Source organism: Methylocystis sp. H4A (assembly GCF_015709545.1).
Lineage (GTDB): Bacteria > Pseudomonadota > Alphaproteobacteria > Rhizobiales > Beijerinckiaceae > Methylocystis > Methylocystis silviterrae.
In genome coordinates this window covers 439703-465188 of the sequence record NZ_JADNQY010000028.1, presented here as the reverse complement: position 1 = coordinate 465188, position 25486 = coordinate 439703, and the positions used below count along the sequence as shown (strand labels likewise).

Genomic DNA, 25486 nt, shown 5'->3' with positions numbered 1-25486 from the left:
AAAGGAAGGCGCCATGAGCACGACCGCTAGCAAGGCCGAAGCTACACTCAAGGAGGGGAAGAAGGAGGGAGGCTTAAAGGAAGGAAGCTTGGCGCCCGCCTTCGATCTCCCAGGGGCCGGCGGCGAACAGATCTCGCTTGCCGCGCTGAAGGGAAAAAAAGTCGTGCTCTACTTCTACCCAAAGGACGACACGTCGGGCTGCACGAAGGAAGCAATCGAATTCAATGCCTTACGCGAGAGTTTCGCGAAGGCCAAAGCCGTGGTCGTCGGCATGTCGCCGGACCCGATCAAGAACCACGACAAATTTCGCGCGAAATACGAATTGTCGCTGCCCCTCGCGTCAGATGAGGGAAAGGACACGCTCGGCGCCTATGGCGTCTGGGTCGAGAAAAGCATGTATGGCCGCAAATATATGGGCGTCGAGCGCACGACGGTGCTCATCGGTCCCGACGGCCGCATCGCCAAGATTTGGCGGAAGGTGAAGGTTCCGGGCCACGCCGACGAGGTTCTGGCGGCGGCCAAGGCGCTGTAACGCGCCTTTCCGCCGCCCGGGGCTTCAGTTGTGGTCGTGTACGGCTTCGGGAGGGGCGGAATCGGCCGGCGTCGCCGCGCCCGAACCCTTCTTGGCGATGAGCCTGGCCATGTCGTCCGATCCCTTCTTCGCCGCGGCCAGATCAGGCTTGGCCGCCAGCGCGGCGTCGTAATCGGCCTTGGCGCGGGCGAAGTCCTTCTTGGCCCGCCAAGCGTTGGCGCGGTTGACAAGCGCGCCGACGTAGCTGGCGTCGATTTTCAGCGCCGCGTCGAAGTCGGCGATCGCCTTATCGAATTCGCCCTTGGCGTAGTGGCAGGCCCCGCGTCCATTGCGCGCCGCGACGAGTTTGGGATCGCGCTTCGCCGCCTCGGAAAACGCCGCGATAGCGCGGTCATGATCGCCTTTTCCGTGATAGAGCGCGCCCGCGGCGACGTCCGGCGCCGTTGATTTTGGGTCGGCTTTCGCGGCGTCCCCGAGATCGGCGAGCGCCTTCTCGACATCGCCTTTGGCGCGCCAAACATAGGCGCGCGCCAGAAGCGCGGCGGCGTTCTTTTTGTCGGCGGCGATCGCCTGATTGTAGTCGGCGAGCGCGCTGTCGAGGTCGCCCTTGGCATGATGCGCGGCGCCGCGTGCGGCCAGAATCACCGATGATTTGGGTTCAAACTCCAGCGCCTTGCCGAAGTCCTCGAGCGCGTGCGCGTAGTCGCCCTTCGCCTGATAAGCGCCGGCGCGATTGACATAGGCCGCCACCTTGTTGTGCGGGGTCTCCTTGTCGATCTCCTGAATGACTTGCGTGCAGCCTGCGATGCGCGCGTCGGGGTCAGGCGCGCGGCACTGACTCCACGCGGGGCTGACGCCGCCCTTATGCGCAGCCATGGCGGGCGCGCTGACGACGAGAAGTGAAGCGGCGATGACGGCCGCCGGAAACCGCGCCCGCGCGGCCGCGCGCGCAGCGAGAGTGAGACGCTCATGCATGAGTTGGACGTGGCTCCCAGGATAGAGTGGCGGCGGCATGCTACCCCATCGGGCATCGGCCGCAACTTGGAAATCATGGAATTCCAGAGGCCGGGGCTGTCTTTTTGCGACAGTTGAGCGGTCCACGCGCATACCCTGCTGAACTGCGTCGCCGCCATGTTGCAGCTTTTCGTTCAGTCCAGCGCGGACGTGGCGTCCGATGGTCTGCGAATTTTCGGCAAAACCGTGTATTTTGGCGGGGCCGAAGCCGGCCGAGCGTGGCTGAAACGTCCAAAGTCGCTCCTTTGGACTTCAGACCGAGACCAAAAACGTTTAGAACCAATTCAAATGAGTCTTCTTACCACCAATCCCGAACTGACGGCGGTCTGCGACCGTTTCGCTCAGCATCCCTTCGTCACGGTCGACACCGAATTTTTGCGCGAAACCACGTTCTGGCCGCAGGTCTGCGTGATCCAGCTGGCGTCGCCGGAAGAGGCTGTGGCGATCGACGCCCTTGCCGGTGATCTTGATCTTTCGCCGTTTTTTGGCCTCATGGCCAATCCCGACGTCGTCAAGGTGTTCCACGCCGCGCGCCAGGATCTCGAGATCATCTGGCGCCTCGCCCGACTCATACCCGCGCCGATCTTTGATACGCAGGTCGCGGCCATGGTCTGCGGATTCGGCGAACAAGCGTCTTATCTCGAGCTGGTGAAGGCGATCACGCGCGCCAGTCTCGACAAATCGTCGCGATTCACCGACTGGTCGCGCCGACCGCTGTCAAACGCCCAAATCGAATACGCCATCGCCGACGTCACGCATCTGCGCGACATTTACATGGCCCTGCGGGCGCGGCTCGAACGTTCCAACCGCCTCGAGTGGCTCGTGGACGAGATGCAGACGCTCACCTCGCCCGCGACCTATGAGCAGCATCCCGAAAACGCTTGGGAACGGCTGCGCCATCGCGCGCGCAAGCCGCGCGATCTCGCCGTTCTGATGGAACTGGCCGCCTGGCGCGAGTTCGAAGCGCAAGCGCGCGACGTGCCGCGTTCGCGCGTCCTGAAGGACGACTTGCTCATCGAGATTGCTCAGGCCGCGCCGCGCTCCGTCGAAGCGCTCGGCAATTTGCGGTCCTTTCCAAAGGGTATGGAGCGCTCCCGCGCGGGAACCGACATCATCGCCGCTGTGGAGCGCGGGCTCGCGCGCGATCCCGCCACAATGCCGCGCATCGAACGCGACCGACGCAACTCAAACGGCGCGACGGTCGAGTTGCTCAAGGTTTTGCTGCGTCAGGTGTCGGAGGAGACGGGCGTCGCCGCCAAGATGATCGCGACGGTCGAAGATCTCGAATCCGTCGCGCATGACGATCATGCCGACGTTCAGGCGCTGAAGGGATGGCGCCGCGCGATCTTCGGCGAGAAGGCGTTGGAGTTGAAGCGGGGCCGCCTGGCGCTCTCAGTGGAAAACGGCCGGGTCGTCACCTTTGACTGGCAGGCGGCGGACGAACCCGCGAACGCCGAATAAGCCTCACGCTTGCGCTGCAGCGCAGCAATGCCGCTGCGCCATTTTTGCGCGCAAGCAAGCGGCTGACGAATATTTGTGCGCCATAAAATACCGTTGAATATCTTATAGATAACGCGACATTACGATAAGTTATTGCACTGCGATATTGTCCTGCTGCAACGCAGCAACTACCTTCCATCCCGAGCGGGGCGCAGTTCGCTGCGACGGTCGTGCGTTACGCCGGCCCTGCTCCGAAACGGAAGGATAAGATATGACTACAGGAAATCGAATTGTCGCGGCGGCGTTCGGCGGAGCGCTGTGTCTTGCAGCAAGCTCGGGCCTGTCCGCAGCTGATGCTTCCCTGACGATGAAGCCGCTTATGGCGGCGAGCTTTGACGCTGGCTCAAAACATGTCGTGAGCTATTTCGTCGGCGGCGCGAACGGCTGCCGTCTCACCATGATGGTCATCGATTCCGCGCTGGAGGAGGATCCGACGCCGGCGACCCAGGCGACGCGTCTCGTCGTCACCGTCACGGACGGAAAAGCGGCGTTTTTCGACTCTGCCGTCGGCACATCCCTGCGCTTCAATTGCGCCGCTGGCGCGCAGACCATGCGCGTGGACAAGATCAATCGAGTCGCGCACGCTCCAGCGGAGTAGCATCAGAAAGCGGCGCGTCCTATGACGCGCCGCGTTGCTCGAAAGGCCCGGAACGCCCGCGCGTCAGTGCGACAGGAATTTGAACGGCTCGGCGGGAACGAATTTGTCTGAAACTTCGCCCGCCAGAATCGGGCTGCCCGCAAGGTCGAGCTTCGCGGGCTTGGCGCCCGGCTCGAGCTTCAATTTCGTCAGCTCGACCCAGAAAATCGAAGGGTTCAGCGTCGGCTCGAAATAATAGAGCCGATCCTTGATGTCGGTGACCGAACGCCACCGCGTCGAGGCGATGTTCGGCTCCTGCGGCGTGGATATCCCAAGCGGCACCGAGACGTTTCGAATGATCGAAAAGACGCTGGCGATCGCCACGCGCTTGTCGTCGACTTTCGGCGTCGCGTTCAAGTTCCAGCTGGCGCGGGCGAAGCGATCGGACGCGCGATGCGTGCCCGGAAGGAAATTCGACCCGCCGATCTCGACCCAATAGGTGTTGAGCGCAAGCTGCTGATCGAAAGGCGGGGAGTTGGTCATCACCGTGTATTTAGGGTTGTGATGAATGACGAGCTTGCCGCCGAGATATTCGAGTATCGCGCTGTCGCCAGATTGATCGGCCAGCGCCATATGGCTCGCCGCTTTGACGCCGCCGGGAAGATCGGGCGCGACGATCGCGAAGGGCTCCTTTTGCAGCGCCTTCACCGCATCAGCGACGTTCGCGTAGTTGTCGAGAACATATTGCGCCCAGCCGCCGACGGACAGCAGCGGCTTCTTGGAGGCTTTCGGGTCTCCGTAATCCGCCTCGGCGAGATAGAGAAGATTCACCGCGAGCCCTGCGTCGTTCATGCCTTCAGCCGTGGCCGCGTCGTAAAAGTCGGCGATGAGCGAACCATGTTTTGAGGTCCATTTGATCGACCCCGGACCGACGCCGCCGTCGCGCGCCATGCCGCGCGGGAAGGACCACAAGTTTGTTCGCGGATCGACGTCCCAGTCCATCGTCCGGCCCACAAGATAGTCCTTGTCGCTGGTCCCATAGAGCACGCGCGTGCAGGCTTCGGCGCTCGCGCTCATCAATGCGATCGCAACGGCGGTCGCCAGAAGCCCTTTTGCGAATTGCCTGTCCATATCGAATTCCTTTCAAATAAGTCCGTTTGGCGAGTGAACCGCTTTTGTGTTCAGGGCGCCACCTCGATCTGCGCGTCGGCGCCCATGAGCTTGCCGAGCGCCTTCAGGCGATTGAGCACGCGCTCGCTCGCGAGGTCGGCGTAAGCGGCAGGCAAAGTGAGCGTCGCCGCGCGATCGCAGACCCGCAAGCGCGTGCGCGGCAGCACGCCGGGCATCGACGCTGACAACAAATAGGCGACCCGCATGAGCGCCCCGAGAATGCGCGCGCGCGCGAAAAGACGTGTCGTCAACAACGTGCGCAGATCCGCAAGGCCTTCCGCCCCGTCGAGCCCTTCGTGACGGAAGACGATCGCAAGCGACAGGAAGGCGCGGCCCGGATGATCAATGGCGACGAACGGCCCCTGCGTGACGATGTTCATGGCGCGCTGCGCGCGATATTCCGGATGGGCGCGCCAAGCGATGTCCGAGAGCAGACAGGCGGCGTGGCGCAGCCGGCGCTCCTCGTCGGTTTCATCAATGCCGCTCTTTTCCATATAGGCGTCCGTCCAATCGATGAGATCGTCGCCATATCCCGGCGCGCGCGCGAAAGTCACTTCCAATTCCCGCGTCGCCGCGAGCAAGGGATCGACGCGACGCTCGGCCGACGACAGGCGCTCATACAACATGCCTTCGCGCACGCCCGCGGCTGAAATGACGATCTCGCGAGGCTTGGCGCGGCGGATGATCTCGTCAAGCACGATCGCGCCATAGGCGAGCAGAGGCCGGCGCGCCGCGGAAACGAAGTCGATGTCTTCGAGCGCCTCGCTGTCGATATGTTCGACAAGCTCAGCGAAGTCGGCGGCTTCGCTCGTCTGGATGCGGTAATGATGCATGACGCCGAGCGCATAGTTGCGCTGACGCATATGGAGTTTTGCGAGCGATCGCCAGGTGCCGCCGACCGCGTAAAAGGTGCGGCCCTTGAGATGATCGAGCGGCTTCGCGTCGGCGATCGCCTTGCGGGCGATGCGCGTCGCCTCGCGCATCGAGCGCCGCGAGGCGTCCATCAAGGCGAGTCCGCCGAGCGGCAGGGTGATCCCCTTGCCGAGCGTCTCCTTGTGGACATCGATCAGTTCGAGCGAGCCGCCGCCGAGATCGCCCACGACGCCGTCCGGCTCATGAATCGCCGAAATGACGCCAAGCGCGGAAAGCTCCGCCTCGCGGCGGCCCGAAAGCAGCGAAATGTCGCGCTGAATGGCGTCGCGCGCCGCGTCCAGAAAAACGTCGCCATTTTTGGCTCCGCGCACCGCCGCGGTGGCGATCACCTCGATGTCGTCGACGCCCATCGTTTCGCAAAGCGTTCGATAGCGGCGCAGCGCCTTCATCGCCTTGTCGACGCCCTCATCAGGAAGTCGGCCTGTGGTGACGACGCCCTTGCCGAGACCGCACATCGCCTTTTCGTTGAAGATCGGGGTCAGCGCGCGCGCGAGCGCCTGATAGGCGACGAGCCGCACCGAATTCGAGCCGATGTCGACGATCGCGACGGGTTTCGGCGCGGAATCGGAGCGCTGCGTCGCGCCACGCGCCGCCGCCTCAAGCATTTTGGCCGCGCTTTAAGAGCGAGCGCGGCCGCCAGTCCTTGAGCGACTTGCCGCGACCCGATAGCGAGGGATTGGTCATGAAATATTTGTGCGCGTTGAACCGCTCCTCGCCTTCGGGCGGAACGATGCGCAGCGACGAGCCGTCCGGCAGGACGCGATAGCTCTGCTCATTGTCAATGAGATTGGCGAGCATGATCTGATCGAGCACCTGCTGATGCACCGTCGGATTGACGATCGGCATCATCACCTCGACCCTTCGATCGAGATTGCGCTGCATCAGGTCGGCGGAAGAAATGTAGACGTGCGCGCGCGGATGCGGCAGCACATAGCCGCCGCCGAAGGCGTAAACACGCGCATGTTCGAGAAAGCGGCCGACGATCGACTTCACGCGAATGTTATCGGACAGTCCGGGAACGCCGGGCCGCAGACAGCAGATGCCGCGCACGATGAGTTCGATCGAGACGCCCGCTTGCGACGCCGCATAAAGGGCGTCGATGATTTCAGGATCAACAAGCGCGTTGCATTTGCCCCAGATCACGCCAGGCTTGCCGGCCTTCACGAAGGCGATTTCCTGGTCGATATGCTCGAGAAGTTTCTTCTTGAGCGAAATCGGCGACACCGACATGCGCTCAAGCCCGGCCGGCTCGGCATAGCCGGTGATGTAATTGAAGATGCGCGAGATGTCCCGTCCGATCACCGGATCGGCGGTGAACACCGAAATGTCCGTATAGATGCGCGCCGTCACAGGGTGATAATTGCCGGTGCCGACATGGCAGTAGGTGACGAGGCCGCCGCCTTCCCGGCGCACGACGAGCGACAATTTGGCGTGCGTCTTGAGTTCGATGAAGCCGAAGACGACTTGCGCGCCGGCGCGTTCGAGATCGCGCGCCCAGCGAATATTCGCTTCCTCGTCGAAGCGCGCCTTCAATTCGACGAGCGCGGTGACGGATTTGCCCGCCTCCGCAGCCTCCACGAGCGCGCGCACGATCGGACTGTTGTTGGAGGTGCGATAGAGCGTCTGCTTGATGGCGATGACATTGGGATCGCGCGCCGCCTGTTGCAGGAACTGCACGACGACGTCGAAAGATTCGTACGGATGATGGACCGCGAGATCCTTCTGCTTGATCGCGAGGAAACAGTCGCCGCCATTGTCGCGCACCCGTTCCGGAAAGCGCGGGTTGTAGGGCTTGAATTTCAGTTCCGGCCGGTCGAGCGCGACGAGTTCGGAAAGATCGTTGAGGGCCAACATGCCGTCGATCTCGAAAGTTTCCGGCTCGTTGACGTCGAGCTCCTCGGCCACGAGCGCGCGCAAGGTCGCCGGCATATCCGCCGCCACTTCGAGCCGGATCACCGAACCGCGCCGACGCCGCTTCAACGCGGTCTCAAAAAGCAGCACGAGATCTTCGGCTTCTTCCTCGACTTCGAGATCGCTGTCGCGGATGACCCGGAACAGCCCCTGCGCCCGCAGCAAATAGCCAGGAAACAGCCGCTGCGCGTTCATCGCGATCAGCGTTTCGAGCAGCATGAAGCGTTCACGGCCGGCGACGCCCGCCGTCGCCGGCAAGCGCACGAAGCGCTCGATCTTCGGCGGCAGGCGAATCAGCGCCTTCAGCGTCTTGCGATCGCCGGGGCGCACGAGTTCGAGCGCCAATGTGAAGCCGAGATTGGGGATGAAAGGAAACGGATGCGCCGGATCGACCGCGAGCGGCGTCAGCACCGGAAACACGCGGCTGAGGAAATATTCCTCAAGCCACTCGCGGTCGGCCTTGGAGACGTCCGCAGGCTCGACGATAACAATGCCGACGTCTTCAATCTCGGCGCGAAGCTCGCGCCAGCGCCGCAATTGCTCGCTCGTCAGCAGCGTGACGCGCTCGGTGATCTTCGTCAGCTGCTCGGCGGGCGTCAGGCCGTCCTCGGAGCGCGCCGTCACGCCGGAGCGCACCTGCCCGCGAAGGCCGGCGACGCGCACCATGAAGAATTCGTCGAGATTATTGGCGGAGATCGACAGGAAACGCAGTTGCTCAAGCAACGGGTGATTGCGGTTGGAGGCCTCCTCCAGAACCCGTCGATTGAATTCCAGCCAGGACAGCTCTCGATTGATGAAGCGCTGTGGAGAGGCCGCGAGCTTGGCGGGATCCTCCACGAGAATCGCGTCGGCGCAATCCATTACGGCGATATCGGCGCCCGTGCGCTGGGCTGCGAGTTTATCCTGAATATGCAGCTTCATTTCCACTTCCCGTCCCGGCCATCATGCCACAGGCCTGTGCGGCGGCGAAATCCTTCGGCCAAATCCTTAAGTAAACTTCTCAATAACCTTAGCCGCGAGCGCCCGTGTGACAGGCCGCCCCTGCGCCAAAGCCTCGCGGTCGAGAGCGGCGACAAAGGCGCGGGCGGCGGCGAGAGAGCGCTCCAGCCTCAGCGCGGCGAAGGCCAGCGCCGGCGGTTCGACGAGGAGCTGCCGATCCGCGAAGAGCTTCACCAGAACCGCGCGCATCAACGTCTCGTCCGGCGCGCCGATTTCGACGATCGGGGCGCGGCGCAAACGCGACAACAGGTCGGGAAGCCGCGTGTCTTCCGCCCGCGGCGGGCGGGCCGCGCTCATCAGCAGGAAGGCGCCGCTTTCGTTCACGAAATTCAGGAGATGGAACAACGTGGTTTCGTCCGCGACGCGCTCTACGTCGTCGATGACGATGGCTCGCGGCGCCTGCGCGACCAGCCCTTCCAGCGTCGGCAGGGCGTCGGGCGCAACGACAAGCGCGTCCGCCCGCGCCGCCCAAATGGCGCAGAGGTGGGACTTGCCCGCGCCGGCGGGCCCGATCAGCGCGAGAACCCGATCCGGCCAATCCGGCCAGCGTTCGATCATTTCGAGCGCCGCCCGGTTCGATGCGGCGGGCAGAAACTCTTCACGTCCGAAGCGCGGCGTCGTCGGCAGGTCGAGCGGCAACTGACGTCCTGGCTCGCGTTTCCCCGGCGCGCCGGCCTTTGTCATGCGCGGTCGGGGATCGGGTGCTGATAGAGCGCGCTCCCACGGTAGCGTTTTGCAAGAAAGCGCATGAAGGCGCCGAGCGCCGCCGCGACAGGCACGGCGACGATAAGGCCCGTAAATCCGAAAAGCGCGCCGAAGGCCAGCAAGGCGAACATGATCCAGACCGGATGCAGCCCGACGGAGGCGCCGACGAGCCGCGGCGACAGCACATAGCCGTCCATGATCAGTCCGGTCGTCACGATCGCCACCGCCTCGATCGGCAGATGGACGTGCGGCCAGCCCTGAACGACCGCGACGATGATCGATAGAACGAAGGCGGTGACGGAGCCGACGTAGGGGATGAAGCTCAGAAAACCCGCGATGACGCCGATGAGGAACCCGAAATTCAGCCCGATCGCCGAAAGCCCGCCCGCATACCAGACGCCAAGGAACAGGCAGACAAGCGACTGTCCGCGCACGAAGCCGGCAAGCGCGCGATCGATGTCGCGGGCGAGCGAGCGCACATCCTCGCGATGGCGCGGCGGGATCAGATCGTCGATGATGGCGACCATGTGATCCCAATCTACCAGCATATAGAAGGCGACGACCGGCGTGATCACGATCAGCGAGATCACGTTGATGAGCGCATAGCCCCGCCACAGCAGCGATTTCACGAAATCGCCGAGCAACGTCGCGCCCTGGCTCGTGAGGTCGTTTATATATTTTTGCGCATCGAAAGACGCCGCAGCGCCGCCGAGCCCGAATTGCTGCAACCAGCCATTAATGGAATCGCTGGTGACGCGCTCGCTCCATTGCGCCAGGAGGCCATGCAGCGTCTGCAAATAGCCCGGCAGCGAGGTGATGAAGCCCGCAAGCTGATGCGAAAGAATCGGAACCAGAATAACGGCCGCAGTCCCCACGACCAGAAGAAAGACGACGAGCAGGAGACCCGCAGCGCCCAATCTCGACAGGCCCAGCCGCTGCAGCCGGTCAGCCACGGGGTCGAGCAGATAGCCGAGCGCGGTTCCGGCGACAAAGGGCGCAAGCACCGGGCTCAAGAAATAAAGCGACAGGCCTAGCGCCAAAAGCGTCAAGCCCCAGAGCCCGAGCTGCCGTTCGAGGCTCAGTCCCGCCCATTGCAGCTGCTGCATCTCGGCGTCGTCGCCAGCGTCGAGAGGCGGCGGAATGACCGCCGGCTGCGCAGTATCGTAGCCGAGCGTCGGTGTTCTCTGTGACATGTCACAGCCTCATATGCTGGACCCAAAGCCACAGATAGACGCAGGCGGAAGCAACGGTCAATGCGGCGACGAGGGCGATGAGCGTTACGTTTAACAGCGGAATATGAAGGCCGTATGCCTGAACGGCCAGAACGACGCCCGCGAACACCAGTTGCGCGGCGGTGGTCGCCTTGGAAGAAAAGTGTGGATGCACCTTCATCGGCCGGCCCATGAGCCAGGACAGCGACACCGCCCCAGTGATCATGACATCGCGAAACACCACCATGATTGTGAGCCACGCCGGCAGCGCGTCGACAATGGCGAGCGTCACGTACATCGAAACGATCAGCGCCTTGTCGGCGATGGGATCGAGAATCGCGCCGAGTTCCGATTGGAGGTGGTAGGTCCGGGCCAGCCAACCGTCGAGGGCGTCGGACAGGCCGGCGACGGCGAATAGCAGGAAGGCGGCGGTCCATTGCCGCTCGACGATCAAGATGATCGCCGCCGGCGTCAGCACGAGACGACCAATGGTGATGAAATTCGGAAGAGAAGCGAACCAATTTTGAGTCATGATGCATTATCTGGCGCGCGCGCCAAGCTTGTCACCACTTGGCTATCGCGCCGCGCGCGCCTGGAAGAAACAAGCGCCGCGAGTCCGAGCGCGACGGCGACGAGCGCCAGAAGCAGCGTCGAAATGGCGTTGATCTGCGGCGAAACGCCCAACCGCACTTGTGAGTAGATGCGCATCGGCAGCGTCGTCGCGCCGGGTCCCGTCGCAAAACTGGCGATGACAAGGTCGTCGAGAGAAAGAGTGAACGCCAGGAGATAAGCGGTGACGATCGCGGGCGCGATCTGCGGCAACGCGACGCGGACAAAGGCCCCGAAAGGCGTCGCCCCCAGATCCATCGCCGCTTCTTCGAGCGCCGGATCGCTATCGCGCAGCGCCGCGAGAATCGCGACCGTCGTGAAACACATTGTCAATGTAACATGACCGATGACCAGTGTGATGAAGCCTCGTCCGACCCCGAACGCGACGAAACACGTCAGCAGCGCGAGGCCGAGCACGACCTCCGGCAGAACCAGCGGGGCATGAACGGCGCCGAAAAACAGCATGCGCGTGCGAAAGCGTCCAAAACGCGCGAGCGATATGGCGGCCAGAAGGCCCAGCAGAGTCGCGATGGTGGCGGAGGCCAGCGCGGCCGCGAGGCTGATCTTCGCGGAATGTAGAAGCTGCTCATTCTCCAGGAGCGCCGCATACCATTTCGTCGAAAACCCGCCCCACACGGAAACGAGACGCGACGCGTTGAAACTCATGACCGCGAGAATGACGATCGGGGCGTAAAGGAAGACAAAGCCTATAAAAAGGGTCGCGCGACGCGCCCATGAGGCTGCCGCGCTCATCGGGCGTCGTCCTCATCTGCAAGCCGCGCCCGTTCCCACAGCAGCAGCGGAATCATCAACACAGCGACGAGCGCGATCGCCGCGGCGGAGGCCGCCGGCCAGTCGTGGTTGGAGAAGAAGTCGTTCCACAAGGTTCGCCCGATCATCAGCGTCTCGGATCCGCCGAGGAGATCCGGAATGACGAATTCACCGACCGCCGGAATGAAGACCAGAAGCACGCCGGCAACGACGCCTTCACGCGAGAGCGGCAGCGTCACGCGCAAGAAAATTTGCGCCGGCGACGCCCCCAGATCCGCCGCCGCCTCGCGAAGGCTGGGGTCCTGGCGCTCCAGCGCCGCGTAGAGCGGCAACAGCATGAAGGGCAGATAGGAGTATACGATGCCGACGACGACGGCGCCGGTTGTCGCAAACATTTGCATCGGCGCGCTAATGAGCCCAAGCGCCATCAGCGCGTTATTGATCAATCCCTCGTCCTTCAAAAGCGCGATCCAGGCGTAGACGCGGATGAGAAAGCTCGTCCAAAACGGGGCCGCGGCAAGGCCGATGAGCATGGGACGCAGGCGCTCGGGCGCGCGCGCCATGGCGAGCGCGAAAGGATAGGCGATAATCAGCGTGATCAGCGTCGAGACCGCGGCGATGGTGAGCGAGGACAGATAGGATTCGAGATAAAGCGTGTCGCTCATCAACGCGCGATAGGCGTCGAACGAAAAGGTCTGCGCCTTGGCCCAGATGGCGGCCAAACTGTCGGAAGGCTCGAAAATCGGCCGATAGGGCGGGCGCGCAAGCACCGACTGCGAAACGGAAATCTTGGCGATGAGCAACATCGGCGCAAGGAAAAAGGCGCCGATCCACAAATAGGGCGCCGCGATCACGAGCCGCTCGCCCAGCGAGAGTCTGCGGCGCGCGCTCATGCCTCGGCGCCGCCGTAAGCGCCCTCATCCTGAGGAGCTTGCGCAGCAGGCGTCTCGAAGGACGAGGGCGCGGCTTCTCGCGCGACTGGATTTCCTCGTCCTTCGAGACGGCCTCTCCGAGGCCTCCTCAGGATGAGGAAGTCCGCATTGCGCCGCGCATTCATTGTTAACCTCACCCTATCTCTCCTCCCTGAGAAGCGTGCCGGCGCCAGGCGGGAAGCTGAGCCTCACTGCGTCGCCGATTGCGTGGCGTTCGCCATGGCCCGCCGCCGCCCGCAAAACGATGTTGCTGGCGACGCGCACCCGCAGCAGCGTCGTTTCGCCGCGAAAGACGAAGTTCTCGACGACGCCTGCGATCCCCTCGCCTTCGCGGGCGACGCCAATGCGCTCGGGGCGCACGCTGAGCGTCGCCTGCGCGCCGTCAGGAAAATGTCCAGGCTCGCAGGGGATTCGTCCAAACTCAGTGATCAGCGCCGCACCGCCTTTGCGGTCCAGGCGCCCCTCGATGAAATTCGTTTCGCCGACGAAGCCGGCGACGAAGCGCGTCGCGGGCCGGTCGTAAATCTCCATCGGCCCGGCGACCTGCTCCACCCTGCCCGCCCGCATCACCGCGATGCGGTCGGCGAGCGCCAGCGCTTCGTCCTGATCATGCGTGACGATCAGAAAACTCGTCTGCGTCAGCCGCTGGATTTCCTTGAGCTGAAACTGCGTCTCTTCGCGCAGCTTGCGATCGAGCGCGGCCAGCGGCTCGTCGAGCAACAGCATTTTCGGACGCGGCGCGAGCGCCCGCGCCAGCGCGACGCGCTGCTTCTGTCCGCCTGACAGCTCGGCGATTCTCCGAGGGCCAAAAGCCGAAAGCTGCGTCATCGCAAGCAATTCATTGACGCGCGCGTCGATGGCGCCTCGCGTCCCGCCTTGCCGGCGCAGACCGAAGGCGATGTTCTCAAAGACATTGAGATACGGAAACAGCGCATAGGACTGGAACATCATATTCACGGGTCGCCGATAGGGCGGCACGCCGGAAAGATCGTCGCCATTCAACGCGATCGTTCCGGCGTCCGGCCACTCGAAACCCGCGATGCAACGCATCAGCGTGGTTTTGCCGCAGCCCGACGGGCCGAGCAGCGCGAAGAATTCGCCGGCGCCCACGTCGAGCGACACGTTCTCGAGCGCAATGACGGCGCCGAACTTTTTGCTGACGCCTTTAATCGACAGCAGTGGCGCGCTCACCCCCCAGCCTCGTCGCGACGAAACTCGGCGCGCCAATGGCGCGCGAGGCCGCCGCTTGCCGGAATATCCTCCAGCGCAACCAGCCGAAGACCGTCGACGGCGAGCGACTCGATGGTGGCTCGCGCGAGCGGCCATGGCGGGCCCCCAAGGTCTTCGCCATTGTCGCGCGCCCGCGAAATGACGAGCAGCGTTCCCCCCGGCGCGACAAAGGAAGCGAGCGCCCGCGCGGCGTCGGGCAGAAGCGTCTCGGGAAGCGCCTGCAGCGTATAAAGCTCGTGCACGAGATCGAAGGCGCCGCGCCATTCCGATGGCGCATTGAAGAGATCGGCGACACGATAGTCGACCTTGGTCTCCGGAAAGCGCTCGCGCGCCCATTGCACGGCGCGCTCGACGAGATCGAAGGCGGTAACGCGCGCGCCGGCTCGCGCTAGCGCTTCGGCGTTGTCACCCAGTCCGCAGCCGACGTCGAGCGCGCGAAGGCCGACGAGCGAGCGCGCGGCCAGCCAATCCTCAAGCAGCGGGCGCGGCTCAAGATGCGCCCAGGGCACGGCCGCCGGATCGTCCTCGGCGAGAGCGTAGACCGCCTCGAACCATTCCTGACGCTTGGGATCGGCCTCGATCCCGCCGCGACGCTTATGCGGATCAACGGCGTCGAGCCTTTCGCGCGCCTTGGCGCGGCGCTCGGCGAAATCTTCGCTTAGAGCGCGCTGCGAAAAAGTGGAATCCGGTTTTTCGCCTGGAGCGCGCTCTTTGCCTTTGGAATCGATCACGTCATCCGCATCTGGGCGATCCCGCCCCGATGCGGCGTGGTCTACGCTTTCGGTTCGCGCGCCTTCTCTTCCCATCCGCCGCTCTCGCTCTGCTGGTGATAGACGAGGCTATAGCCCAGATCGCGCAGTTCTTTCCATTGCGCGCGCGCGTCCGCAAGTTCGGCGTCGTCTCGCCCGTCGAAAAGCAGCGCGGCGCGTTCGCGCGGCGCGCCAGCGCCGGCGAGCGCCGGGGCGATGCGTGCGCCTTCCACGAAGAATCGCACATCGGCGTCATTGGGATTGTCGTTCTCGCAGGTGAGATAGATCGGCTGCGCCTGTGGCGCGCTGTCCGCTTTCCTCCCATGCGGGAGAAAGCTTTCCGGACGGTACGACCAGAGATCGGCGTCAAGTTTCGCAAGGCGCGCATCGCTCATCGCCTGCACGATGGCGCGCCAGCCGCGCGCGCGTGAGCGCTCGAGGAGCGTTGGCAGCGTCTGCTCCACCGTGGCGCGAGTGAGATGGTAGAAGGCGATCTCTGGCATGGCGGGCGCCTTTCGCCCCCGCCTATGTCGGAACTCTCCGCCTCGCGCAAGTTTTATGGCTGGCCGCTCTCCCTACAGGGCGCCTGTCAGCCCGGCGTCCAGGAGGGTGGATCGCTTGCCGGAAAAGATTCGAGGCCGGCCTGGTAGACGTCGTCCTTCGGCGCCTCCCAAATCACGCTGATGGTCAGGGCGTTTTTGACTTTGAGGGGCGAAGAGGCCGTTGAAGCGGCGTATTCCGCCTCCATCCATTCAGCCGCCGAGGCGACGGAGCCCTTCAACACGACTTCTCCCTCAACGATCTCGACCGAGATCGACTTGGCGTCCGCCAGAGGGCTTCTATCGAGGGCCTCGCGGACGGCGTCGCGAAGCCCTACTGTGTCCATACCGGTCATCGCAGCCTCGGCCAAAAGCGCCTCGGCCCGAAGGCTGAGGCGCGCGCTTTGCAGCTCTACATATGGGCTGTGGTGACCGAACGTTCCATGGGCTTCGTAAAGCCGATCGCGAGCAGGACGACAGCGAGAACCGCATGCAGCCAGTGGTCGGCGTGGTTCATCGCGACCAGCCCGCCGAACTCGGCGACGTTCGGCGCAATGAAGCCCAGGATGGCGATCGCTGCATAGAGGATGGCCACTGTGCGAATCATGAGGACCGGGACGCCGAAATAGGGGCTGATCAGCAAGAGCGCTCCGGTGATGAGGTGCACGAAGTTATGGGCTGCATTCACGTGGAAGTAGCCGCCGTCATAGACGATCGGATTGGGGACGAACCCCAGCAGGCCGACCGCCACGAACACGACGCCGAGTATGGTCGCGATGAAATCGGCGTTCCATCGAGATTCGATCATGATGCGTTCCTTTCAGTCCAGGACCAACTGAACTGAGCATCAGATTGGGCGGCGCCAAAGCATTTCCATTAAAAAGCGGACAGAATAACGTATTTACGCATGTATGCTGGAGCTATAGCAGCGCCTCCCGGCGTTAAGGTGGCAAGATTTACTAAATCTCTCGCCCACCTGTTTCTTGACGCTATTTATAAGAAGGCGCGCCTGTCCTGCGGCAGCGTCCAATCTTCTGCTCTGCAGCACAGAATCGAGAGCCAAACAACAGAAGAACTCTCGAGTTTGGGCTGAACTGACTGACAGAGCCTATTGCACCCGCCCAGACCGAGCGCAAAACCCCGCCCCCTCGCCACTACCCCTCATAATAGTCGCGCACCAGCCGGTCGAGCAGCCGCACGCCCCAGCCGGCGCCCCAGCTCTGGTTGGTGTCGCTCATCGGCGAACCCATGCCCGTGCCCGCGATGTCGAGATGAGCCCATGGCGTCTTGCCGACGAAACGCTGCAGGAAATGCGCGGCGGTGATCGAGCCGGCGTGCCGGCCGCCGGTGTTCTTCATATCGGCGAACTTCGAGTCGATCAGCTTGTCGTAAGCCGGACCCATCGGCATGCGCCACAGCTTCTCGCCGATGTGGTTCCCGGCTTTGGTCAGGCGATCGGCAAGCTCGTCATTGTTCGAGAACAACCCGCCATATTCCTGTCCCAGGGCGACGAGAATGGCGCCGGTGAGCGTCGCCAGATCGATGACGGCGGCGGGCTTATGATTCTCGATGACGTAAGTCAGCGCGTCGGCGAGGACGAGCCGACCTTCGGCGTCGGTGTTCACGATCTCGATCGTCTGGCCGGACATGGATTTGACGATGTCGCCCGGCCGCTGCGCCTTGCCGTCCGGCATGTTCTCGACGAGGCCGAGCACGCCGACGACATTGGCCTTCGCCTTGCGCGCGGCGATCGCGTACATGGCGCCGGTCACGGCGGCGGCGCCGGCCATGTCGCCCTTCATATCCTCCATCGAGGCGGCCGGCTTGATGGAAATGCCGCCCGAGTCGAAAACGACGCCCTTGCCGACGAAGGCGATCGGCGCCGCGCCCGCGGCGCCGCCGCTCCAGCGCAGCACGACGAGCCGGATTCCCGCCTCGGACCCCTGCCCGACGCCGAGCAGCGCCCGCATCCCGAGTGCTGACATCGCCTTCTCGTCGAGGACCTCGACCTCGACGCCAAGCTTCATCAGCTCCGACGCGCGGCGGGCGAATTCCGGCGGAGTCAGGACGTTCGCCGGCTCATTGACGAGAGTTCTTGCGAGCATTACGGCTTCCGCCAAATGGCCGCCATCCGACATCGCGGCGCTATGGCTTTCGGGATCGGCCAGGGCGACGACGACCTCCATCGGCGCTTCGCGCTCGGCCTCGTCCTTCTTCTTTGTCTTGTAATGGTCGAATTTGTAAGCGCGCAGCCAGCCGCCGAGCGCGAATTGGCCGACCGAGTCGTGAGCGGCGGAAACCCCTTCCGGCAGGTCGAACAGCACGACCGCCCGCGCCCCCGGACCCATTTTCGCCGCGGTTTGTCCACCAAGCGCCAAGAAGTCTTCGAAGGGCTTGGCGGCTTCGCCGCCCTCTCCCCCGGTCTCGTCCCCGGCGCCGACGCCCATCAGTATCACTCTGCTGGCGGGCGCGCCGGGCGCCGCCAGAATCTCGAGCGACGTTCCCGACTTACCCTTGAATTTCGCCGCTGCGGCGGCGCGCGAAAGATGCGCGGCCGCATCCTTGAGCACGCTGGCGGCGCGCTCGCCCATCGCGAGATCGCGGCCCACGAAAACGACGAGCGTTCGCGGATGCCCGGCGTCCTCGGGCTGGCGCAGCAGCGCTTCGGCGGCGTCGAATGGCTGGAGTTCATATTTGGCGTTGACGAGCATCAGGGCCTCTTGCCTCCTCCGCCGAAGCGGAAGCCGTTCCGGCGCGAATGCGTCGGTTTTTGAGAAAGTTAGCGCCGGCGGCGCGCCAGACGCGCGATTTGACGGGAGCGGCCCGTAATATCTTCCGGCGGGCGGCGGCGGTCAATCGCGGCTACGGTCATTTTTTGAACTATTCCAGATTCTCGTCCCGCCGCGGAATCGCCGCGATCTTTGCGCAGAAATCCGAAGTGGCGCAAAAGCAACGCTCGCGAATTGAATATGTCGGGGCGGCTCGGAGGAGCCGCGCAACGCTTGCGCGCAAAGATGCGAGCGTCTAGCGATCCGTTAACAGGGCCCTTAACTGCTCCCGCCTCGGGCGGCGCGCCAAAACACAAAGGAGGACAGCCGCAGCCATGATCGGGGCGACGATCACGCGCTATTTTGCGCTGCGGTTTATGCGCACGATTCTGGCGATCTTTTTTACGATTTTCTGCCTGATGTTCGTCGTGGTTTTCGTCGAGATGCTGCGGCGCGCCAGCGACAATCCGCAGGCCGGCGCGGCGACCGTCGCGCTGATGACGGCGATGCGGGTTCCGGCGGCCGCCGAGATGATCCTGCCCTTCGCCGTTCTCTTCGGATCGATGGCGACCTTCGTTGACCTCACCAGGAAGCTCGAATTGATCGTCGCCCGCGCCGCCGGCATGTCGGTTTGGCAGTTCATTGCGCCGCCGGCGCTCACTGCTCTGCTCATCGGGGTTGTGTCCGTGGCGATTTACAACCCGCTCTCGGCTTCGATGAAACAGCGCTCCGAACAAATGGAGTGGGATCTTTTCGGCGTGCCCGGCAGTTTGCGCATCGACCATGGCGTTTGGCTGCGCCAGCACGGCGTCGACGGCCTCGCCATCATGCACGCCATGAACTCCTCGAATGGAGGCTCGGAGCTCGCGGGGGTCAGCGTCAACATTTACGCGGCGCGCGGCGGTTTCCTGGAGCGGGTCGAAGCGCATCACGCGCGACTCGAGCCCGGTGTCTGGGTGCTCGAAAACGCGCAGGTCAGCCTGCCCGGAGAGCCGGCGCGCAGCGTCGGTTCTTACATGCTGGCCACCGACCTGACGCCCGAGCAGGTGGCGGCGGCGACGACGCCGCCACAAGGCACGCCGTTCTGGTCGCTGCCGGAAATGACGGCGCGCACCGCCGAAGCAGGTCTCGACGCGACCGGCTATCGGCTGCAGTTTCAGACGCTTCTTGCGCGACCGCTGCTGCTCGTCGCGATGGTTCTCGTCGCCGCTTCCTTTTCGTTAAGATTCTTTCGATTTGGCGGGGTCGCAAAAGCCCTTTCGGGTGGCGTGGCCGCAGGCTTCGTGCTTTACATCGTTACTAAAGTCCTCTCGGATCTCGGCGGCGCAGGCATGATCAGTCCTGTAGTGGCCGCATGGTCGCCTGCGCTTGTCGGGAGCATGTTGGGCACGGTCATTTTGCTCTATTCGGAGGACGGCTGATGGCGCTCACCAGCTCCTCCCGGCGCCTATCCATTCTTGCGGCTGCGCTCGCGCTCGCCGAGGCGGCCTTCGCCGCTCACTCCGCCGCTGCGGCGCCGCCGGCCGCGGGCGCCGATGCGCGCATGGTCGTCGAGGCCAAGGAGCTCGTCTACGACGAGAAAAGCAACACCGTCACGGCGCGCGGGGCCGTCCAGATCTATTACAAGGGCCGGCTGCTCGAAGCCGACCGCGTCACCTATGACCGCAACACCTCGCGCGTCTTCGCCGAGGGCCACGCCACGCTGACCGAAACCGACGGCTCGATCGCCAGGGCCGAGCGTTTCGACTTCACCGACGATTTCAAGAACGGGTTCATCGACAGCCTGCAGGTCGACACCGTCAACAACACGCATTTCACCTCGCCGCGCGCCGAGCGGGCCGGCGAGACGACGACCTTCGAAATGGGCACCTACACCGCCTGCGAGGCCTGTCGAGACGACCCCGCAAAGCCGCGCACGTGGTCGGTCCGCGCCAAACGGATCATTCACGACAACGTCGAGAAGATGATCTATTACGAGGATGCGTCCTTCGAACTTCTTGGCGTGCCGGTCGCCTATGTGCCGTTCTGGTCGTCGGCAGACCCATCGGTGAAGCGCAAGTCCGGTTTTCTATCGCCGGTTTTCATCTATCGCCAGCAGCTCGGCGCCGGCGTGGGCGTGCCTTACTTCTGGGCGATTGCGCCGGATTACGACCTGACCGTAACGCCGATTTATTTTTCCCGGCAGGGCCCGTTCGTCACGGCCGAATTCCGTCAGCGCTTTGACAATGGCGGCTATACGATCCGCGGTCAGGGCACGCATGTGGGAGACACGAGCGCCTTCGCGCAAGCTCCGTACGGCGCCGGCGGCAAGCAGTGGCGCGGCGCCATCCAGTCTATGGGCGAATTCTGGCTCAACGACCGTTGGCGCGCTGGCTGGGACATCACGGCGCTGTCCGATCGTTACTTCCTGCAGGACTATCAGCAATACAATTATCTCCTGCAGAACTATTTCTTCCGCGAAGCGTCGTCGACGATCTATCTGACCGGCCAAGGACCGCGCAGCTATTTCGACATGCGCGGCTACTATTTCCAGCTGCTGTCGCCCAATGACGTGCAGGCGCAGCAGCCCGTCGTCCATCCGGTGATCGACTATAACCGCGTCTTCGACATTGATCCTGCGGCGACGGCAGGCGTTGGCGGACAGGTTGAACTCGACGCCAATGTGACGAGCACTTCCGCCAACGTCGCGAACTTCGAGTCCATCCAGCCGCGAACGCTCGACCGCATCTATAGCCTGTATAACGTTTGCCAGATTTACGGGCGGGCGACCGACCCGGCGCAGAGCGGCTGTCTGTTGCGCGGCGTCGGCGGCGATTACCAGCACGCGACGATCAGCGGCGCCTGGAAGCGTAAAATCATCGACCCGGTCGGCGGCGTGTGGACCCCGTTCGCGTTCGCGCGTTTCGTCGGAAGCTATCTCGATTACGACCGGCAAGGCTTGTTCCCGATCTATAACCAAAGTCTGTCGCCGATCCCCAATGCCGCGCAGGGCCAGTTCTTCAACGGCGCCGACAACCGCTTCCGCGGCCAGGCGCTCCCGGGCTTCGGCGCCGAATGGCGCTACCCGATCCTTGCCAGAAGCTTTATCGGCGACATCGTCTTCGAACCGATCGCGCAGGTCGTCGCGCGCCCCAATCAGACTTCGATTCCGTCGCTGGTGAACATCGACGCGCAAAGCCTCGTCTTCGACGATTCGACGTTGTTCGAATGGAGCAAATTCTCCGGCTATGACCGGTTCGAGACGGGCACGCGCCTCAACTATGGCGGCCAGGCCACCCTGTCGCTGTCCAATGGCGGCTTCATCAACGCGATGATCGGCCAGTCGCGCCAGATCGCCGGCGCCAACTCCTATGCGCAGGCTGACGCGGCGAATGTCGGCCTCGATTCCGGCCTAGACTCGCGCGCGTCGGACATCGTCGGGCGCTTCGCGTTTGCGCCTTCGTCCGTTCTCAGCCTCACCGCCAAGGGCCGCTTTGACAAGGGGAGCTTGCGCGCGCGGCGAGTCGACGTGTTCGCGACAATGAATCTGGATCCGATCTCGCTCCAGCTCCAATACGCGAATTACGCCTCACAGCCGGCGATCGGCTTTGACGTGCGTCGCCAGGGACTCTCCGCGTCCGGAAAATACGACATCACCAAAAACTATTTCCTGACGGGCACCGTCACCTTCGATATGAGCCGCTATCTCTATAACTCCCTCACCAATCCGACGTCCGTCTATTATGCGACGACGCTTACGGGCTCAAATCTCATCGGCTCGGCGCCCCTGTTCTCGGTCGCAACGCTTGGCGGCGGCATCGGCTATCAGGACGAATGCACGACGCTGTCGATCAATTATTCGCAGATCTATCAGCCGCAGTCCTACACGGGCCTGCCGGCCCGCAGCCAGACGGTAATGGTCACGCTCCAGCTGCGCACCCTGGGCGAAGCGAAGTTCAACTACGGCGTCGGTTCGGTGCTGGTGAACGACGGCGTTCGGGCCAATCAGTCGCGCTAAGCCATTCGCGTGAAATGTGCCAACCTCGTGAAAGGCGCCAACCTTACGTCAGGAGGACGCCCGCCGCCCCCTGTGCTAAAAGCGCCGCGACGAAGGGATCCCGACACGAATGCGCTGTCGCGCAAAGGAGAATGCAATGAACTTTTTTATCTCGCTCGCCGCCGGCGCATGTCTCGCTCTAGGCGTCGCGACGCCGCTCTTCGCCGAGGAGCTTTCAGGCAAGCAGAAGGTCGAGATCGAGAAGGTCGTGCACGACTATCTCATTGCGAACCCGGAAGTGGTCCGGCAAGCAATCGACGAACTTGGAAAGCGCGAGAAGGTCGCCGAGGCCGCCACGCGGGAAAAGGCCGTCGGCCAGCACGGCGACAAAATCGTGAACTCGCCCAACCAGGCCGTCGTGGGCAATCCGAGCGGCGACGTCACGCTCGTCGAATTCTTCGACTATAACTGCGGCTACTGCAAGCAGGCGATGGCTTCGGTCGCCAAGTTGATCGAGGCCGATCCCAAGCTGCGGGTGGTGCTCAAGGACTTCCCGATTCTGGGGCCCGACTCCGTCGAGGCGGCGCAGATCGCGACCGCTGCGCGCATGCAGCTCGACAGCCAGAAGTTCTGGGATTTCCATCGCAAGCTGCTCTCGACTCGCGGCCACATCGGCAAGCAGCAGGCGCTGGCGGCGGCGAAGGAGGTGGGCGCCGATATGCCCCGTCTCGAGAAGGACATGTCGAGCGCGGAGACAAAGGCCGCGCTGAAGGAAGTCGCTACGCTGGCCGATGAGCTGCGGTTCGATGGAACGCCCGCCTGGGTGATTGGCAAAGAGGCGATCATCGGCGGCGTGCCCTACGCGCAACTGAAAGCCAAGATCGAAAACATGCGCAAATGCGGCAAGACCGCCTGCTAGCGCGGCGGCGGGCTTTCTTTGCGGCGACAACACGGCTAAGACAGACAGCCTGTCGCCTTTGAGATTTTTCGGGGAACGTTTTCGGAAGCGCTATGTCAGCCGTCCACGTGCTTAACGGTCCCAATCTCAATCTTCTCGGCAAGCGGGAGCCCGCGATATACGGAACGACGTCGCTCGACGATATCCGCGCGACGCTGGAGAAGCGTTGCGCCGAACGCGGCGTATCGCTGGTTTTCCGGCAGTCCAACCACGAGGGCGATCTCGTCGACTGGATCCAGGAAGCCGGCGGCGCGGGCGCGCCGGTCATTTTGAACGCCGGCGCGCTGACGCACACATCCATCGCGCTCTATGACGCGATCAAGGGCGCGGAAGCTGTCGTCATCGAAGTGCATCTGTCCAATGTGCACGCACGCGAAAGCTTTCGGAGCCATTCCTTCATCTCGCCCGCGGCGCGCGGCGTGATCGCGGGATTCGGCCCGCTCTCCTACATTCTCGCCCTTGACGCTGTCTTTGAAAACGAACTGAGAAAGAGCTGAGACACTTATGGCGCGCAAAGCTCAACCGCCTCGCACCGCTTCCTCCCGCAAACCGGCGTCGGTCAAAGCGCCCGCGCCCGCCATCGACGCGGATCTGCTGCGCACGATTGCGGAACTCGTCGCAAACAGCAATTTGACCGAATTTGAGGTGGAGAAGGGCGATTTGCGTATCCGCGCGGCGCGCGCGCCTGCCGCAGCGATCGCGAGCGTCGGCGCCGCGCCGCCTGTCCAGCCCCTGCCGCCGCCGATGGCAAAGCCGGCCACGTCCCCCACTCCCGTCATGGAGCCCGCCGAATACCTGGACGCGGTGAAGTCGCCCATGGTCGGCACCGCTTATCTTCGGCCGAACCCCGACGCAAAGCCCTTCGTCGAGATCGGCGCGCGCGTTTCGCTCGGCGACAAGCTCTTGCTGATCGAAGCGATGAAGACCTTCAACGACATCGTGGCCACCAAATCCGGCATTGTGACGGCCATACTGGTCGAGGACGGCCAGCCTGTGGAATACGGCGAACCTCTCCTCGTGATCGAGTAGGCGGCGGTAAGAGATGTTCGACAAGATCCTTATCGCCAACCGCGGCGAAATCGCGCTGCGCATCCTGCGCGCGGCCAAGGAATTAGGCGTCGCGACAGTCGCCGTGCATTCGACCGCCGACGCCGACGCCATGCATGTCAAGCTCGCCGACGAGTCCGTCTGCATCGGGCCGGCGCCCGCCCGCGATTCCTATCTTAATATTCCAGCCCTGCTCTCCGCCTGCGAAATCACCGGCGCGGACGCCGTGCATCCGGGCTACGGTTTCCTTTCCGAGAACGCGCGCTTCGCCGAGATTCTCGAAGAACATAACATCACCTTCATCGGCCCGAAATCCGAGCACATCCGCCTGATGGGCGACAAGATTGAAGCCAAGGCGACCGCAAGGAAGCTCGGCATTCCTTGCGTGCCTGGCTCCGACGGGCCGATCCTGAGCGAAAAGGAAGCGCTGAAGGTCGCCGAGAGGATCGGCTTTCCGGTTCTGGTGAAGGCGGCGTCCGGCGGCGGCGGCCGCGGCATGAAGGTCGCGCGCGACGCGTATGACCTTCCCATCGCGATCGCCACCGCGCGCACCGAAGCAAAGGCCGCGTTCGGCGACGATACGGTCTACCTCGAGAAATTTCTCGAAAAGCCGCGCCATATCGAGTTTCAGATTTTCGGCGACGGCAAGGGCCAGGCGGTTCACCTCGGCGAGCGCGACTGCTCGCTCCAGCGCCGACACCAGAAGATCTGGGAAGAAAGCCCCTCGCCCGCGCTCAACGACGCCCAGCGTATGGAGATCGGCGAGATCTGCTCGCGCGCCATGCGGGACATGCAATATGCCGGCGCCGGCACGATCGAATTTCTCTACGAAAACGGCGAATTCTATTTCATCGAGATGAATACGCGCATTCAGGTCGAGCATCCGGTGACGGAGGCGATCACCGGCGTCGATCTCGTCTGCGAACAGATCCGGGTCGCGGCGGGCTCGCCGCTCTCCCTGCGACAGGAAGACATGTGGTTCTACGGCCACGCCATCGAATGCCGCGTAAACGCCGAGCACCCCACGAGCTTCAGGCCCTCGCCCGGGCGCATCGCTTATTACCATCCGCCCGGCGGCGTCGGGGTTCGCGTCGATTCAGCGGTCTATCAGGGCTATACGATCCCGTCCAACTACGACTCGCTCATCGGAAAGCTGATCGTTCATGGGCGCAACCGAACGGAAGCGCTGATGCGACTGCGCCGCGCGCTCGACGAATTTATCGTCGACGGCATCGATACGACGCTTCCGCTGTTTCGCACGCTCGTGCGCAACGCCGACGTTCAAAACGGTATTTACGACATTCATTGGCTGGAGCATTTTTTGGCGACGGGCGGCATCGAACCCGATTTTTAGA

General features: G+C 63.4%; 24 protein-coding genes. 9 read left to right on the top strand and 15 right to left on the bottom strand.

Annotated elements, in window-relative coordinates; all coding sequences use genetic code 11:
* Positions 1–13 precede the first annotated feature (13 nt).
* Complete coding sequence (locus tag IYW40_RS18880) at positions 14–532, top strand: peroxiredoxin (protein ID WP_196401786.1); 519 nt, start codon at positions 14–16, stop codon at positions 530–532.
* A gap of 24 nt (positions 533–556) precedes the next feature.
* Here the strand turns inward: IYW40_RS18880 and IYW40_RS18875 are convergent, their stop codons facing one another.
* Positions 557–1507 (bottom strand): tetratricopeptide repeat protein, encoded by a 951-nt coding sequence (locus tag IYW40_RS18875; protein WP_196401785.1) that lies wholly within the window; start codon positions 1505–1507, stop codon positions 557–559.
* A gap of 327 nt (positions 1508–1834) precedes the next feature.
* Between IYW40_RS18875 and rnd the strand changes: the two genes are divergently transcribed.
* Complete coding sequence (rnd, locus tag IYW40_RS18870; protein ID WP_196401784.1) at positions 1835–3007, top strand: ribonuclease D; 1173 nt, start codon at positions 1835–1837, stop codon at positions 3005–3007.
* Positions 3008–3257: 250 nt separating this feature from the next.
* Positions 3258–3644 (top strand): hypothetical protein, encoded by a 387-nt coding sequence (locus IYW40_RS18865; RefSeq protein WP_196401783.1) that lies wholly within the window; start codon positions 3258–3260, stop codon positions 3642–3644.
* Positions 3645–3707: 63 nt separating this feature from the next.
* Here the strand turns inward: IYW40_RS18865 and IYW40_RS18860 are convergent, their stop codons facing one another.
* The 14 genes from IYW40_RS18860 to IYW40_RS18795 form a co-directional block, all read right to left on the bottom strand.
* Entirely contained in the window at positions 3708–4754 is a 1047-nt protein-coding gene (locus tag IYW40_RS18860; RefSeq protein WP_196401782.1) for a linear amide C-N hydrolase, read from the bottom strand.
* A 50-nt stretch (positions 4755–4804) separates the two neighbouring features.
* Positions 4805–6331 carry an exopolyphosphatase gene (gene ppx, locus IYW40_RS18855; protein WP_196401781.1) on the bottom strand — a complete coding sequence of 509 codons (1527 nt, stop codon included), beginning with the start codon at positions 6329–6331 and terminating at the stop codon, positions 4805–4807.
* On the bottom strand, positions 6324–8558 hold the full coding sequence (locus IYW40_RS18850; protein ID WP_196401780.1) for an RNA degradosome polyphosphate kinase: 2235 nt from the start codon (positions 8556–8558) through the stop codon (positions 6324–6326). The genes ppx and IYW40_RS18850 overlap by 8 nt, the downstream gene beginning before the upstream one ends.
* Positions 8559–8624: 66 nt before the next feature.
* The gene (locus IYW40_RS18845; protein ID WP_175094973.1) at positions 8625–9320 is read right to left on the bottom strand and encodes a DnaA/Hda family protein; all 696 of its coding nucleotides are present in this window, start codon (positions 9318–9320) and stop codon (positions 8625–8627) included.
* The gene (locus tag IYW40_RS18840; protein WP_196401779.1) at positions 9317–10534 is read right to left on the bottom strand and encodes an AI-2E family transporter; all 1218 of its coding nucleotides are present in this window, start codon (positions 10532–10534) and stop codon (positions 9317–9319) included. The genes IYW40_RS18845 and IYW40_RS18840 overlap by 4 nt, the downstream gene beginning before the upstream one ends.
* 1 nt (position 10535) lies before the next feature.
* Complete coding sequence (locus tag IYW40_RS18835) at positions 10536–11084, bottom strand: CDP-alcohol phosphatidyltransferase family protein (protein ID WP_196401778.1); 549 nt, start codon at positions 11082–11084, stop codon at positions 10536–10538.
* The gene (locus IYW40_RS18830) at positions 11081–11914 is read right to left on the bottom strand and encodes an ABC transporter permease (RefSeq protein WP_196401777.1); all 834 of its coding nucleotides are present in this window, start codon (positions 11912–11914) and stop codon (positions 11081–11083) included. Before IYW40_RS18830 ends, IYW40_RS18835 begins: the two co-directional genes overlap by 4 nt.
* Positions 11911–12825, bottom strand: coding sequence for an ABC transporter permease subunit (locus IYW40_RS18825; RefSeq protein WP_196401776.1), 915 nt, complete (start codon positions 12823–12825; stop codon positions 11911–11913). Before IYW40_RS18825 ends, IYW40_RS18830 begins: the two co-directional genes overlap by 4 nt.
* Positions 12826–13002: 177 nt before the next feature.
* Positions 13003–14055, bottom strand: coding sequence for an ABC transporter ATP-binding protein (locus tag IYW40_RS18820; protein WP_196401775.1), 1053 nt, complete (start codon positions 14053–14055; stop codon positions 13003–13005).
* On the bottom strand, positions 14052–14825 hold the full coding sequence (locus IYW40_RS18815; protein WP_196401774.1) for a class I SAM-dependent methyltransferase: 774 nt from the start codon (positions 14823–14825) through the stop codon (positions 14052–14054). Before IYW40_RS18815 ends, IYW40_RS18820 begins: the two co-directional genes overlap by 4 nt.
* A gap of 41 nt (positions 14826–14866) precedes the next feature.
* Positions 14867–15346 carry a DNA polymerase III subunit chi gene (locus tag IYW40_RS18810; protein ID WP_196401773.1) on the bottom strand — a complete coding sequence of 160 codons (480 nt, stop codon included), beginning with the start codon at positions 15344–15346 and terminating at the stop codon, positions 14867–14869.
* 86 nt (positions 15347–15432) lie between these two features.
* A complete protein-coding gene (locus tag IYW40_RS18805; protein ID WP_196401772.1) occupies positions 15433–15738 on the bottom strand; it encodes a BON domain-containing protein in 306 nt (101 codons plus the stop codon).
* A gap of 56 nt (positions 15739–15794) precedes the next feature.
* Complete coding sequence (locus IYW40_RS18800; protein WP_196401771.1) at positions 15795–16190, bottom strand: DUF4383 domain-containing protein; 396 nt, start codon at positions 16188–16190, stop codon at positions 15795–15797.
* Between the two features lie 346 nt (positions 16191–16536).
* A complete protein-coding gene (locus IYW40_RS18795) occupies positions 16537–18093 on the bottom strand; it encodes a leucyl aminopeptidase (protein WP_196401770.1) in 1557 nt (518 codons plus the stop codon).
* Positions 18094–18485: 392 nt separating this feature from the next.
* Here IYW40_RS18795 and lptG point away from each other — a divergent pair, with 392 nt between their 5' ends.
* The 6 genes from lptG (at position 18486) to accC (ending at position 25485) form a co-directional block, all read left to right on the top strand.
* Entirely contained in the window at positions 18486–19571 is a 1086-nt protein-coding gene (gene lptG, locus IYW40_RS18790; protein WP_175094957.1) for an LPS export ABC transporter permease LptG, read from the top strand.
* Positions 19571–22147 carry an LPS assembly protein LptD gene (lptD, locus tag IYW40_RS18785; protein WP_196401769.1) on the top strand — a complete coding sequence of 859 codons (2577 nt, stop codon included), beginning with the start codon at positions 19571–19573 and terminating at the stop codon, positions 22145–22147. Before lptG ends, lptD begins: the two co-directional genes overlap by 1 nt.
* A gap of 109 nt (positions 22148–22256) precedes the next feature.
* Positions 22257–23045: a DsbA family protein gene (locus IYW40_RS18780; RefSeq protein WP_196401768.1), complete on the top strand. Its 789-nt coding sequence runs from the start codon at positions 22257–22259 to the stop codon at positions 23043–23045.
* Positions 23046–23137: 92 nt separating this feature from the next.
* A complete protein-coding gene (gene aroQ, locus IYW40_RS18775) occupies positions 23138–23581 on the top strand; it encodes a type II 3-dehydroquinate dehydratase (RefSeq protein WP_196401767.1) in 444 nt (147 codons plus the stop codon).
* 7 nt (positions 23582–23588) lie between these two features.
* Complete coding sequence (gene accB, locus IYW40_RS18770) at positions 23589–24113, top strand: acetyl-CoA carboxylase biotin carboxyl carrier protein (protein ID WP_196401766.1); 525 nt, start codon at positions 23589–23591, stop codon at positions 24111–24113.
* Between the two features lie 13 nt (positions 24114–24126).
* Positions 24127–25485: an acetyl-CoA carboxylase biotin carboxylase subunit gene (gene accC, locus IYW40_RS18765; protein WP_196401765.1), complete on the top strand. Its 1359-nt coding sequence runs from the start codon at positions 24127–24129 to the stop codon at positions 25483–25485.
* Position 25486 lies beyond the last annotated feature (1 nt).